Raw genomic sequence first — 12,772 nt, 5'->3', positions numbered from 1 at the left:
AGCACACGGAACGCTCCCGGATACTGCTGAGCGTGATGCACGAGGGACAACTGGATGTGACGGTCGCGCTGGTCGAGGCGCTCGTGCAGGAGCAGTTCCCGGAGTGGAGCGGCCTGCCCGTGCGCGCCGTACCCTCCCACGGAACCGTGAACGCCCTGTTCCGGATCGGCGGCGAGTTGGTCGCCCGGCTCCCGATCCTGCCCGGTGAGCCGGGCGTCCTGCAGCAGGAGCTCGAGAACGAGGCGGCTGCTGCGCGGCGGCTGCACGCGATGTCGCCGTACCCGACGCCCGAGCCGGTCGCGATCGGTGCGCCCGCTCCGGGTTATCCACAGCCGTGGGCGGTGCAGACCTGGCTCGACGGAACGATCGCGTACGACGCGGACGTCGCCGGCTCGACCGGGTTCGCGGAGGATCTCGCGCGGTTCGTGCTCGCGCTGCGGGCGGCACCGACCGAGGGACGAGTCTTCACGGGATCCTGGCGCGGCGGCGTGCTGACCTCGCAGGACGAGTACGTGGAGGACGGCCTGGGGCGCAGCCGCGGCCTGATCGACGTCGACGCGCTCACCCGGTTGTGGGCGGAGCTCCGTACGGCACCGCGCACCGAACCGGACGCGTGGACGCATCGCGACCTGATGCCCGGGAACCTGCTCGTCAAGGACGGCCGGCTGGCCGGAGTGATCGACGTCGGTACGTTCACGGTCTCCGATCCCGCGATGGACCTCCAGCCCGCCTGGAACCTGCTCGACCCGACCGCCCGCGCGGCGTTCCGGACGACGCTCGGCAGTGACGACGACGAATGGCGTCGCGGCATGGGCTGGTCGTTCGCGCAGGCGATCGGCTGCCTCTGGTACTACGTCGAGACCAACCCGGTCATGTCGCGGACCGCGCACCACACCCTGACGGCACTCCTCAAAGCCGTCTAGCCACAAACACCCATTCCTTGCCGGGACGATCCGGGGCGCCGCGTACCTCGTCCACCACGAACCCGGCCGCGGCCAGCGACGCGTCCACCTCGTCGCGCTCGCGGAACCGCAGCGTCGAGTTGGAGGTCAGCACCGCACCGTCGCTGCCGAACACGTACGTTCCCCGGAAGGTGACGTACGGCAACTCGACGGAGAGCAGCTCGCCCCACGCCTCGACCGTCTCGCCCTCGATCTGCCGAATCTGGTGCGTCTGCTCCCGCGTCCACTCCTCCCACTGGCGCCGCGCCGGATCCCTGGTCTCGAACACGAACCGACCACCGGGTTGCAGCGCCGCATGCACACCGCGCACCGTCGCCGCCCAGTCCTCGTCGGTCAGGAACACCTGCGCCACGTTCCCCGTCATCAACGCCAGCTCCACCTGCAACGGCGGGAGCGTCGTCGCGTCCCCGTGGATCCAGTGCACCCGATCCGCAAACTCCTTGCCCCGAGCAACCTCCAACGAAGCCGCCGCCGGATCCACCCCGGTCACGTCGACGCCGCTGCCCGCCAGCAGACAGGACAGCTCACCCGTACCGCAGCCCACGTCCAGCACCCGCCGGACGCCGAACTCCTCGACGATCGCGGCGTAATGCTCCAGATCCCCACGATCCGGATCCAGCGCGTCGTACACCGCCGCCAACCGGGGCACCCCGAACAAGTCGTCAACCATGCCCGCGACGCTAACCCGCCCGACCCCGCCCCGGCGACCGGATTTGCCGCCGCTAACGACAGGACGTAGTGATGTACGTATACCCCGCCGTGAGCGTGAACGCGGACCCCAACAGAGCCGATTCGGCCACTACCTCCTGTCCTTAGGTCACGAGGTCGCCCCGGTATAGCGCCGCAACCCCGCTCGCCACGCCAGCACCGCCAAGCCGGCAGCACCACCCGCCGCCGCGATCCCGGCCGCGAGCACACCGAGCCGCGGCCCGCGGAGCAGTGTGGTAGACGGGACGCTGGCGATCAGGGCCATCGGGAACACGTACGTGAGGAGGATGCGGAGCGGACGAGCGAAGACGTCCGTCGGGTACCGGCCGAACTGCCAGGCCGAGTGGTAGAAGACGTCCAACTGCAGCTTCGGCGCCCAGAACGCCAAGCAGGCCAGCAGAACGCTCAACGCCCACGTCACGACGATCCCCGCAATCACGAGCACCAGCCAACTCGCCACACCACCCACGCCAGGCGTCCGATCCGCCGTCGCGATCCCCCAGCCCAGCACGCCACCGCCGAGCACCAACTGGATCAGCTGCAACGGCGAGGACAACGACAGGCTGGCCAAGAACAAGCTGGGGGCCGGCTGCAACAGGTAGCCGTCCAGCTTCCCGTCCCGGATGCCGGTCTCGGGGAACCACGACAGGTTCGGATCGATGAACATCGTCCGCAGCCCGGTGATCAGCTGATAGGTCCCGATCAGCACCAGGAATTCCGGCCGCGACCAGCCGGCCAGCGTATCGGCCCGCGTGAAGACGAGCAGCACGGCCGCGATCGTCGTACCGAGGCCGATGAACGCGAGCAGTACGTCGAAGACCAGGTTGACGCGGAACGCCACACTCCGCCGCAACGACATCGAGAAGCCCGCACCCAGCAGGCTGAGCAGCTTCCTCACGATCCCACCGCCGTGTAGCGCCGTACGCCAGCTCGCCACAGGACTGTCACCGCACCCATCAGGACCACCACCCAGGCCAGTTGAAATCCCACCGGTCCGCCCGCTCCGGTACGAGCTGCGATCTCAGCCGGCAGACCGTTCATGCCGTAGAACGGCAACACCTCCGCGACCCGGCGCCAGCCGTCCGGCAGCAACCCGATCGGTGCCGCCGTACCGCCGAACAGGAACACCAACTGACTGCCGAAACCCACCACCGCGTGCACCCGATCGGTCCAGAACGCGGTCAGCGACAGCAGGAACGTCCACAGGAAGACGAGCACGGCGGCGAGCAGGAGGTACGGCACCGACCGCAGCACCGCCCACCAGTCGAACCCGACCCGCAGCGCGATCGCGGTCAGCAGCACGATCGGTGCCCCGAGCAACGTCAGCCAGGCGCGGATCGCCAGGTTCATCCCGATCACCCCGATCACGACCGGCTGCGGACGGAGCAGTTCGTGGCTCAGCATCCCGTTGTAGATCCGCTCGGAGAACGTGTGCTGCTCGAACGATTCGGTCATCAGCGTGACCAGGACGACCGCGACGTAGTACCGGCCGATCGCCGGATCGTCCGGGTACACCGCCGACCACACGAACAACCCGATCAGCGGCGCCACCACCGCCTGCACCACGAGCGTCAGCAGGAACCACCACGCGCCGGACCATTCCAGTACCTCCTGCCGGAGGCGGAATCCCAGCAGGGCCGCGGTTCTCATCGCAGCCCCTCGCGGTATGCCTGGTCGATGACGTTCTCCAGCGGCGGCTCCTCGACCGCGAGGTCAACCACCTCCAGCGCCTGCAGCAGCCGCGCCGTCGTACCGGCGACCTCGTCGCGTGGCACCCGCAGCACCCACTGACCGTCCGACTTGTCGATCACCTCGCCGAACGCGGAGGGATCGTCCTGCGTCGAGATCCGGATCAGCTTGTACGGCGACAGGCGCGCGGACAGCTCCACCAGCGGGCCGTCGTACTGGACCTGCCCGTGGTCGATGAGAATCAGCCGCGGGCAGAGGGAGACGACGTCGGCCATGTAGTGGCTGGTCAGCAGTACGGTCGCGCCGGCCTGCTCGACGTACTCCCGGACGAAGGTGCGGATCTGGCGCGCGGCGCTGACGTCCAGCCCGATCGTCGGCTCGTCGAGGAACAGCACCTCGGGGCGGTAGATCAGCGCCAGCGCGAGTCCGACCCGCATCCGTTCGCCGAGGCTGAGGGCTCGGAGTTGGCGCTCCAGCAGGGGTTCGAGGTCGAGGAGCGCTTCGAGTTCGGTGAGAGTACTGCGGTAGGCGGCGCGCGGGATGTCGTAGAGCAGCCGCTGGTACTCCAGGGAGTCCATTACCGTCAGCTCCTGCGATCCGCCGACGGGTTGGCTGCCGCGGACGAACGCGATCCGCTTGAGGAAGGCCGCGCGGCGCTGCCAGGGCACGTTGGCGAGGACCTGCACGGCGCCGTCGGTCGGGTACAGGATCCCGCTGAGGATCTTCATGGTCGTGGTCTTGCCGGCACCGTTCGGGCCGATGAACCCGGCCACCTCGCCCCGGGCGATCCCGAACGACACGTCGTCGAGGGCCTGCACGGTCTTGTACTCGCGGTGCACCAGCGAGCCGAACGCCGCCCGCAGCCCACCTTTACGCACCGGGGCCTGGTAGGACATCGAGAGGTTTTCCACCTCGACTGCAGTCATGTCCGCGACCGTAGGAGCTAAAGACGACAGCCTTTGGCTTGTTTTCCTGAGATAGTCGGAGGATGCGCGCCGAACGGCTCCTCCGACTGCTGCTGCACCTGCAGACCCGCGGTCAGTCGACGGTCGCGCAACTCGCAGAGGCGCTGACCGTCTCGCCGCGAACGATCCAGCGAGACCTGGACGCGTTGAGCCTGGCCGGCGTACCCGTGTACTCGATCCGCGGCCGCGGCGGCGGTTGGGCGTTGCTGCCCGACTACCGCAGCCGGCTGACCGGGCTGACGCCGTCCGAGGTGATGTCGGTGTTCGTCGGCGCGACGGCGCACGTGCTCGCGGACCTTGGCCTCGACGCATCGAGCGACCTGGCCGTCACGAAGCTGATCGCGTCCTTGCCGGAGGGCACCCGGCGCGAGGCGGAGTACGCCCGGCAGCGCCTCCTGATCGACCACGCCGGCTGGGACGACCGCCGCGAGATCCCCCGCTGGCTCGACCTGTCCCGCCAGGCCCTCTGGGAAGAACGCCAGCTCAGCATCACGTACGGCGACGGGCAGGACGGACGTGGGCCGTTCGCGGTCGCGCCGTTGGGGCTCGTCGCGAAGACCCGCACCTGGTACCTCGTGGCGGCGCGCACCGACGGGCGGCTGCGGACCTACCGGCTGTCGCGCGTCACCTCGGCAGAACTCACCAACGACACGTTCACGAGGCCGGCCGGCTTCGATCTGGCGGCGTACTGGGCCCAGTCACAGCGCGACTTCCAGGCGTTGCGGCCGTCGTACCCGATCGTCCTGAAGGTCCGCGACCATGCCGTCCGGCGCTTCCGGCCGATCGAACCGCTGCTCCCCACCGACGACGGCTGGTGGATCGTCCGCGCCGACCTCGAGTCCCCCCATGAAGCCTGCGCTGCCGTCCTCGCACAGGCCGGTGCCGCCCAGGTCATCGCTCCCCCGGAGCTCATCGCCATGGTTCGCGAAGCCGCCGAACGGCTCGCGGCCGCCCACTGAGAGCCGGAGGGCGTGCAGGAGAATTGCCGTCATGATCAGCCCGCCGATCTCCGTCGTTGCCCGGCAGCCCGATTGGCTGCGCGTCCGCCGCAGGCTCGCCAACCAAGCCTGGGCCGGCAGCGTCGTCAGCGAACTCAAGGCCGACGCCGAGTACTGGCGATCTCGGCTGCAGGTCCCGGCGCCTACGGAGCAGACCGCCTGGACGCACCACTACTTCTGCGACACCGACGGCACCCGGCTCACCTTCGACCCGGCCGATCCGGCGCATCATCGGTGCAGTACCTGTGGGCGGACGTACGCCGGTGGCGTCAAGGACGGCGCTTGGCGTACCCACATGCACAATGCCGTCGCAGCCCAGGTGCAGCGCGACGCGATTCTCGTCCGTGCGGCGGGTTCGGCCCCGGACGTCGGGGAACGCGACAAGAGCGCTGCGGTGGCGGAGATCTCAGACCTCATCGGGCGTTACAGCCGGGACTATCTGCAGTACGAACCTCACGGCCAGAACGTGGGCACCGGCAGAGTGCAGCCGCAGTGTCTTGACGAGGCGATCTGGGCGCTGACCCTGCTGCGCTCGGTCCGGTGGGCGGCCTCTGAACTGCCTGCAGCCACGCTGGAGGCCGCTCGCGAACTGGCGGCCGAGGTCGCCGAACTGCTCCGTCCGCAGGTCTCGCTGATCCACAACATCCATTGCTGGATGCTCGCGGCGCTGGCCGAGTGCGCCGTCCACCTCGGCGACGCTGAGCTGCTGGAGTTCACTGCGGATTCGGAGGTCGGGGTCAAGGCCCAGCTTCGCGAAGGCTTTCATCCGGAGGGGATCTGGTTCGAGATCAACCCGCACTATCACTTCTACACGGTGGCGGCGCTGCTCAGCTGGCTCGAGATTGCCGGCCCGGACGTACTCGATGGCGAGGCCACGGCGCGACTGGCGCGCGCGGTGACTGCTCCGCCGGCGTTGGCTTATTCCGATGGCTTACTTCCGGCGTACGGCGATGGCTGGCCGGACGCGTCCTTGTCCACCTTCGCCACGCAGGCCGAGGCCGCCAGCGGCCTGATCGCGGAGGCGGAGATCGACCTTGCTCGCTACTACGCGGCAGGCCGTGTCGCAACTGGCCAGCTGTGGTCCGCAACTCCAGTCCCGCCGTTCGAGGCCCAGCCGCCATCGGGCCGACCGGGTGTCGACGCGCGGCCGCCGTCGTCGGGCCGGGCGGGTGTCGCGGCTCTGGTCTTCGGGCCGGACACCGTTGCCGACGGGCCCGCGGAACCCGCACGATCGCTGCACTGGCCAGGACCTGGGATCGTCGTGCTGCGCGACGACCGGACGCGGGTCGCGATGCGTTCCGGGCCGGACTCGGGCTGGCACGACCATCACGACAAGCTGGCCGTCGACGTCGAGCTGTCCACCGGCTGGCGAAGCCTCGACCTCGGGACCAGTGGGTACGGCGCCGAGTTCACCAACTGGATGCGATCTCCCGCAGCCCACAACACGGTCTACATCGGCAACGAACCGCAACCACCCTGCGACGGCAAGATCGTCAGCTACTCCGAACACCGCGCAACCGGCACCGCCGCCTGGTCCGGGAGCGAGGTGCAACGCAGCATCGAACTGACCGACACAGGATGGACCGACACCACCGAGCTCACCCTTCCAGAGGTCCGCCCGATCACCTGGTTCTTCCACGGAGACGGTGAGGTCGCCAGTGACCAGGAGGTGCTCGACACAACCGACCCCGCCGACCCCGACTCGCCGCTCGGCCTCAACCACCTGAGCAACTGGCGCCGGATCTCCACGCCAGACGGCCACCTCCACGCTCGCTGGACAACCGCCGGCGCCCCAACTGTCTCGATCACCGTCCCCACCGGCTTCACCGCCTACCTGGCCGAAGGACAAGGCAACCCCACCGGCGCCCGACTAGGAGTCCTCATCCTCACCGGCCCCGCCCACCGAACCACCATCACAGCCACGTTCAACACAACCGCCCACTCATCCTGACAACCGAGCAACCGCCCCAATCATCAACCTGTACGCCGCCACAACCGGCCACGAAGCCTCGACTGAACCGAGCTCCCTCCTCCAGCAACTGGGGGCACGAGTTCGGTGGCCAGAGTTCCCTCGGCGCCCCCACCGCGGCGGCTCGACGTGAGCGCTACGACCGTGCTCTGGTGAGGATTTCGGGGCCGTTGTCGGTGATGGCGATGGTGTGTTCGGTGTGGGCGGTGCGGCAGCCGGTGATGCTGCGGAGGGTCCAGCCGTCCTTGTCGGTGACGAGCTCGGCGGTGTCTTCCATCACCCACGGCTCGAGCGCGAGCAGCAGGCCGGGGCGCAGTTTGTAGCCGCGGCCGGGACGACCCGTGTTCGACACGTGCGGGTCCTGGTGCATCGTCGAGCCGATGCCGTGACCGCCGAACTCGGTGTTGATCGGATACCCGGCGTCGCCGAGCACGGTCCCGATCGCCCGGGAGATGTCGCCGATCTTGGCACCCGGGACGGCCGCCGCGATCCCAGCAGCCAGTGCGCGCTCGGTGGCGTCGATCATCGCCAGGTCGGCCGGCGCCTTGGTCTCCCCCACGACGAAGCTGATCGCCGCATCCGCCGCGATCCCGCCGAGCAGGACGGCCAGGTCGAGCGTCAGCAGGTCCCCGTCGGCGAGCTTGTAGTCGAACGGCTTGCCGTGCAGGACGGCGTCGTTCACCGCCGTACAGATGTAGTGGCCGAACGGCCCGCGCCCGAACGACGCCTCGTAGTCGACGTAGCAGGACTGTCCGCCGGCCTCGACGATCAGCTCCTTCGTCCACTGGTCGAGGTCCAGCAGGTTCGTCCCGACGGCGGTCCGGCTCTTCAGCGTCTGCAGAATGCCGCCGACCAGCGCGCCCGACTCCTTCGCCTGCGCCAGCTCACGGGTGTCCAGGATCTCAATCATGCAATAACTATACCGGCCATATTATCCCGGTACTATTATCGGATCATGGTCAGGCTCCCGCTCACCCCCGCGGAAGTCGAGCGCGGCGAACGCCTCGGCGCGCTCCTCCGCCGCGCCCGCGGCAGCCGCCCGATGCTGCAGACCGCCCTCGACGCCGGCGTCTCCCCCGAAACTCTCCGCAAGATCGAGTCCGGCCGGGTCGCCACCCCCGCCTTCCCCACGATCGCCGCGATCGCCGCCGTCCTGGACCTCTCCCTCGACACCCTCTGGTCCGAGGTCAACGGGTCGACGGCCAAGCGGCTCGTTTCCTGAGCGTCAGGCTCTTTCGACCCTGGTCCTACGGCCGGAGACAGCACCCGGTGCATCGATGATCTCGCGGGCCTCCCGGGCGGACATCGTGACCGCATTCGGTGACTCGAAACCCGCCGCGCTCCAGGCACGATGCCAGCGGCTCATCATCAGCCCGTGCCCTCCGCCGACGGCGATCATCCCGACGACCACGACGATCACCCCGGGGAGCACCAGGCGCCGGGCCGGATCGACCCCGAGCCATGCGAGCACGATGCCGCCCACGAAACACGCGAACGCCACGGCGATGACGACGACGAGCACACCGACGTACCCGCCGATGACCTTCTTGTCCCGCGCGAGCCGATCATCCAGGGCGTCAAGGTCGGCGAGCCCGAGTTGCCTGTTCGTGGTGTAGCTCCCGTACAGCTGCTGATGCGGCTGGTCCCCCTTGGATCGCTGCCTGATCACGGTGCCGTCCGCGGCGACATGCCACTGGACGGTCCAGGGCTTCTGCTTCGAGCTCATCACGATTCGCCCTCCGTCGCTGATCCCCAGACGCTACCGAGTCGCGGGATCCCGGTTGCGTCCGTTGTCGTCCGGGCGCCGAACCGGTACCGTGAACCCAGCGCGATCGAGGCGCACCTGGAGAGTCCGGAAAGGGCCATGCCCACTCGTTCATCGACCATGGATGAACTCGAGAACCTCAGGAAGCGCGCGAAACACCTGGTGCGCCAGCACCGTACCGGTGTCTATCCGGTGGCGGCACGCCTGCGTGTGGCGTTGCCTCGGTTTGCCGGTCTGACCGATCGCGAGGTGCTCGCTGCGGAGTTCGCTCTGCACGAGGCCCAGGAGGTCGTCGCGTCCGAGCTCGGGTTCACATCCTGGTCCGACCTGAAGGAGAACCCACCGATGCCTGTCACCGGTACGTCCGCACTCCAGCTCCAGCAAGCAAGCGCCCAGGTGTTCGTCACCGACTTCCAGCGCGCGTTGACCTTCTACCGGACCCTTCTCGGGTTCGACGTCGTCTTCACCTACGGCGAGCCGCCGTTCTACGGCGAGGTCCGCCGTGGCGATGCCGTCTTCAACCTGCGGCACGTCGACGAGTCGCCGTTCGTGGCTGATGTGCGCGAGCGGGAGCAACTCCTGTCGGCAAGCATCCGGACCACCAACGCCAAGGAGCTCTTCCTCGAGTTCCAGGCTGCGGGCGTCGAGTTCCAGGAGAGGCTGCAGCAGAAGCCCTGGGGAGCCAACGAGTTCGTCGTCCGAGACCCCGACGCCAACCTCATCCTCTTCGGCACACCACCCACCCAACAGTGACCCCCAACCAGCACCTCACACGTGTTCCGCCTCGATGAGCCACCGACCAATTTCACGATCTTGGGTCTCAGGCAAGTTGCTGCGCGAGGCGCTCGCAGTGGTCGCGTAGCGCCGGCAGGGTCCGAGCACCGACCTCTGCGGCTCCCGGGATGTCCTGGGCATTGGACACCGCTCGTTCGAAGGCATCCGGATACCTCTCGACAAGCCCGCCGGCGCGGCCGATCAGCAGGTCAGGCCCTAGGCCCAGAGTTCCGGCCGCCTTTTCCCACTGCCTGCGCCGCACCCGACTGAACATCCGCTCGCCTCCGATTGAGAGCGCAACGCTTCGTTCGACCGAGCCCCGGTCGTAGCTCAGGCCGGTGGCGAGGTCGTAAAGAGGTGCAATCCGGCGGCGCCCGTCGGGCGCGATGAGAAGCGAGATGTTCTTCGAGTGCCCATCAGGCGCGCCTGCGACGAGATTGATGGCTGCGAAATCCGCGAGCGCCATCAGGTCGTCGTCCCGGTCTGAGGACCATCGCCTGACAAGGCCTGCCATATCGGTAAGCCTGGGGCCGCCACGAGACTCGTACTTCATTTCAGGGAGCCGGCCAAGCGCTTGACAGAAGTCCTCTTGATGGACGCGGACGACAGAACCGTCGCGTCCGACAACCCGGTCGAAGCGCTCGACCACAAGCGCCCACTGATCACCGAACTGAACGACGCGACTGGCCGCAACATCAACTCCGAGCTCAGACGCGGCAGCCATCGTGAGGTGTTCGACAAGCGCCTGATGATGCAAGACCTTGATGCCGGGCTTGATGATGTGCGTTGTGGCTGCGGATCCGTGCGCCTCATGCCATTGACCGGCGAGCAACGTCAGGGCGAACTTCTCCTGTTGCCCTCCGAGCGACCAGTGCTCGTCGGGCATACTCCACGAGGCAGGTTCGGCAACGAGTTCGCGCAGGCGCTCGGCAATGTAAGCATCGTCAACCGGCCTGTGTTCTCCACCGCGGCTCTGCAGGTCATCAACATCGTCGATGCGGCAGAACTGCACCGCACCAGGACATTCCCAACCCATCTCGGCCAAGATCGCGAAGTAGTCGTCCGGTGCCACTCCGAGCCGATCTGCCCATCGCCCGAGCGTCATCCCGTTCTCGGGAAGGAGCCCGCGCAGGTAGGGCTCGACTCGTTGCGCCGAATAGGACGTCGACGCGATCGGGAGCCGCACCGAAAGGGGCACCGTGCCGACGGCCGCATACGCGTCCTCATAGCTGAACACTGGAGGACCTCCTTCGGCTGTCCGCTCCAGTTGGCCAACCACCTGTCCGTACAGCAGGACAGCCAGGCGCTCAGCCATTGTCGGAGCGGTCCGGCTCGAGCACGTCGGGGTACCAGGCGCGTCGGCGGATCTCGGCGCTGTGCTGATGCTTGTCCATCAGCTCCCGCAGCGCCCCGAAGTCCGGATCTGCTCGGTGAGCTGAAGCTGCGCTCGCACTAACCCCGCCCTCGGCGGGCGCAGAGCTGTCCGAACGGAGGATGAGCGACACGCCAAGTGCATCCAGTAGCCGCAGGATCTGCTCGAACTCCGCTCCACGATGACCCGCTTCAAGCTTGGCCAGCCAGGATCGAGAGACTCCGGCTCGGGCAGCCAACTCGTGCTGACTCAGAGTCAGGCGCGTCCGCTCAGCCTTGATGGTCGCGCCGAGCTTGTTCCAGTCGGCGATGGTGACGTCACGCATCGAACCTCCTCCCATTGTCCTCGTTCATAGACATCATCCTACTGTCCATGAACGGAGACAAGCAGCAAATGTCTACGAGCGAAGACACTTTGCCGGGCGAGGGACCCGGAGCTCCTCCAGCAGCCGCCGGTGCGCTTTTCAGACGTTGAAGCGGAATTCGACTACGTCGCCGTCTTGCATGGTGTAGTCCTTGCCTTCCATGCGGACCTTGCCGGCGGAGCGGGCGGCGTTCATGGAGCCGGCGTCCATCAGGTCGTCGAACGAGACAATCTCGGCCTTGATGAAGCCGCGCTGGAAGTCGGTGTGGATGACCCCGGCGGCCTCCGGCGCGGTGGCGCCGCGCTTGATCGTCCAGGCGCGGGACTCCTTCGGCCCGGCGGTCAGGTACGTCTGCAGACCGAGGGTGTCGAAGCCGACCCGGGCGAGCAGATCGAGGCCGGGCTCGTCGATGCCCATCTCGGTGAGCATCTCGCGGGCCTCGTCCTCGTCGCCCAGCTCGACCAGCTCGGCCTCGAACTTGGCGTCCAGGAAGATCGCCTCGGCCGGCGCGACCAGGTCCCGCATCTTCTGCTTGAGCTCCTCGTCGGCGAGCTCGTCCGCGTCGCAGTTGAAGACGTACAGGTACGGCTTGGCGGTCATCAGCATCAGCTCGCGGATCGCGTCGGTGTCCACGTCGGTCGCGATCACCGGCGTACCGGCCTCGAGGTGCTTCTGCGCCTCGCGGACCGCGTCGAGCACGACCGCGCTCTCCTTCTTCAGCCGGGCTTCCTTCTCCAGCCGCGGGATCGCCTTCTCGACGGTCTGCAGGTCGGCGAGGATCAGCTCGGTCTGGATGGTGGAGATGTCGTCGGCCGGCGAGACCTTGCCGTCGACGTGCGTGACGTCGTCGTCGCGGAACACCCGGGTGACCTGGCAGATCGCGTCCGACTCGCGGATGTGGCTGAGGAACTTGTTACCCAGCCCCTCACCCTCCGACGCGCCGCGGACGATGCCGGCGATGTCGACGAACTGCACGGTCGCCGGAATCACCTTCTGCGAGCTGAACAGCTCGGCCAGCTTCCCCAGCCGCGGGTCCGGCACACCGACCACCCCGACGTTCGGCTCGATGGTCGCGAACGGGTAGTTCGCGGCGAGCACGTCGTTCTTGGTCAGCGCATTGAACAGGGTGGACTTGCCCGCGTTCGGGAGCCCGACGATTCCGATGGTGAGTGCCACGGGCGTCAAGGTTACGCGGCGAAGACCCAA

General features: G+C 67.8%; 14 protein-coding genes. 5 read left to right on the top strand and 9 right to left on the bottom strand.

Annotated elements, in window-relative coordinates; genetic code table 11:
* Positions 1-35 precede the first annotated feature (35 nt).
* On the top strand, positions 36-923 hold the full coding sequence (locus ACGFI6_RS34380) for an aminoglycoside phosphotransferase family protein (protein ID WP_393126383.1): 888 nt from the start codon (positions 36-38) through the stop codon (positions 921-923).
* On the opposite strand, the gene ACGFI6_RS34375 is transcribed toward ACGFI6_RS34380, so the two are convergent.
* The 4 genes from ACGFI6_RS34375 to ACGFI6_RS34360 all read right to left on the bottom strand — a co-directional run bounded on the left by ACGFI6_RS34375 (position 910) and on the right by ACGFI6_RS34360 (position 4,285).
* Complete coding sequence (locus ACGFI6_RS34375) at positions 910-1,632, bottom strand: class I SAM-dependent methyltransferase (protein ID WP_393126105.1); 723 nt, start codon at positions 1,630-1,632, stop codon at positions 910-912. The genes ACGFI6_RS34380 and ACGFI6_RS34375 overlap by 14 nt on opposite strands.
* A gap of 147 nt (positions 1,633-1,779) precedes the next feature.
* Complete coding sequence (locus ACGFI6_RS34370) at positions 1,780-2,568, bottom strand: ABC transporter permease (protein WP_393126103.1); 789 nt, start codon at positions 2,566-2,568, stop codon at positions 1,780-1,782.
* The gene (locus ACGFI6_RS34365) at positions 2,565-3,320 is read right to left on the bottom strand and encodes an ABC-2 family transporter protein (protein WP_393126101.1); all 756 of its coding nucleotides are present in this window, start codon (positions 3,318-3,320) and stop codon (positions 2,565-2,567) included. Before ACGFI6_RS34365 ends, ACGFI6_RS34370 begins: the two co-directional genes overlap by 4 nt.
* A complete protein-coding gene (locus ACGFI6_RS34360) occupies positions 3,317-4,285 on the bottom strand; it encodes an ATP-binding cassette domain-containing protein (RefSeq protein WP_393126099.1) in 969 nt (322 codons plus the stop codon). Before ACGFI6_RS34360 ends, ACGFI6_RS34365 begins: the two co-directional genes overlap by 4 nt.
* Positions 4,286-4,347: 62 nt before the next feature.
* Between ACGFI6_RS34360 and ACGFI6_RS34355 the strand changes: the two genes are divergently transcribed.
* Positions 4,348-5,283, top strand: coding sequence for a helix-turn-helix transcriptional regulator (locus ACGFI6_RS34355; RefSeq protein ID WP_393126097.1), 936 nt, complete (start codon positions 4,348-4,350; stop codon positions 5,281-5,283).
* Positions 5,284-5,314: 31 nt separating this feature from the next.
* Positions 5,315-7,273, top strand: a complete 1,959-nt coding sequence (locus tag ACGFI6_RS34350) for a heparinase II/III family protein (protein WP_393126095.1) — start codon at positions 5,315-5,317, stop codon at positions 7,271-7,273.
* A 154-nt stretch (positions 7,274-7,427) separates the two neighbouring features.
* On the opposite strand, the gene map is transcribed toward ACGFI6_RS34350, so the two are convergent.
* Complete coding sequence (gene map / locus ACGFI6_RS34345; protein ID WP_393126093.1) at positions 7,428-8,201, bottom strand: type I methionyl aminopeptidase; 774 nt, start codon at positions 8,199-8,201, stop codon at positions 7,428-7,430.
* A gap of 45 nt (positions 8,202-8,246) precedes the next feature.
* Between map and ACGFI6_RS34340 the strand changes: the two genes are divergently transcribed.
* On the top strand, positions 8,247-8,513 hold the full coding sequence (locus ACGFI6_RS34340; protein WP_393126091.1) for a helix-turn-helix domain-containing protein: 267 nt from the start codon (positions 8,247-8,249) through the stop codon (positions 8,511-8,513).
* A 3-nt stretch (positions 8,514-8,516) separates the two neighbouring features.
* On the opposite strand, the gene ACGFI6_RS34335 is transcribed toward ACGFI6_RS34340, so the two are convergent.
* Positions 8,517-9,017, bottom strand: coding sequence for a hypothetical protein (locus ACGFI6_RS34335; protein ID WP_393126089.1), 501 nt, complete (start codon positions 9,015-9,017; stop codon positions 8,517-8,519).
* Between the two features lie 159 nt (positions 9,018-9,176).
* On the opposite strand from ACGFI6_RS34335, the gene ACGFI6_RS34330 reads away from it, so the two are divergent.
* A complete protein-coding gene (locus ACGFI6_RS34330; RefSeq protein ID WP_393126087.1) occupies positions 9,177-9,809 on the top strand; it encodes a VOC family protein in 633 nt (210 codons plus the stop codon).
* A gap of 67 nt (positions 9,810-9,876) precedes the next feature.
* Here the strand turns inward: ACGFI6_RS34330 and ACGFI6_RS34325 are convergent, their stop codons facing one another.
* The 3 genes from ACGFI6_RS34325 to ychF all read right to left on the bottom strand — a co-directional run bounded on the left by ACGFI6_RS34325 (position 9,877) and on the right by ychF (position 12,742).
* On the bottom strand, positions 9,877-11,145 hold the full coding sequence (locus ACGFI6_RS34325; protein ID WP_393126085.1) for a type II toxin-antitoxin system HipA family toxin: 1,269 nt from the start codon (positions 11,143-11,145) through the stop codon (positions 9,877-9,879).
* The gene (locus ACGFI6_RS34320) at positions 11,138-11,527 is read right to left on the bottom strand and encodes a helix-turn-helix domain-containing protein (protein WP_393126083.1); all 390 of its coding nucleotides are present in this window, start codon (positions 11,525-11,527) and stop codon (positions 11,138-11,140) included. Before ACGFI6_RS34320 ends, ACGFI6_RS34325 begins: the two co-directional genes overlap by 8 nt.
* Positions 11,528-11,665: 138 nt before the next feature.
* Entirely contained in the window at positions 11,666-12,742 is a 1,077-nt protein-coding gene (gene ychF, locus ACGFI6_RS34315; RefSeq protein WP_393126081.1) for a redox-regulated ATPase YchF, read from the bottom strand.
* Positions 12,743-12,772 lie beyond the last annotated feature (30 nt).

Origin of the sequence: Kribbella sp. NPDC048928, assembly GCF_043197975.1 — a bacterium.
Classification (GTDB): Bacteria; Actinomycetota; Actinomycetes; order Propionibacteriales; family Kribbellaceae; genus Kribbella.
Note: the sequence above shows the minus strand (reverse complement) of the source record. Positions and strands in the feature narration are given on the sequence as shown.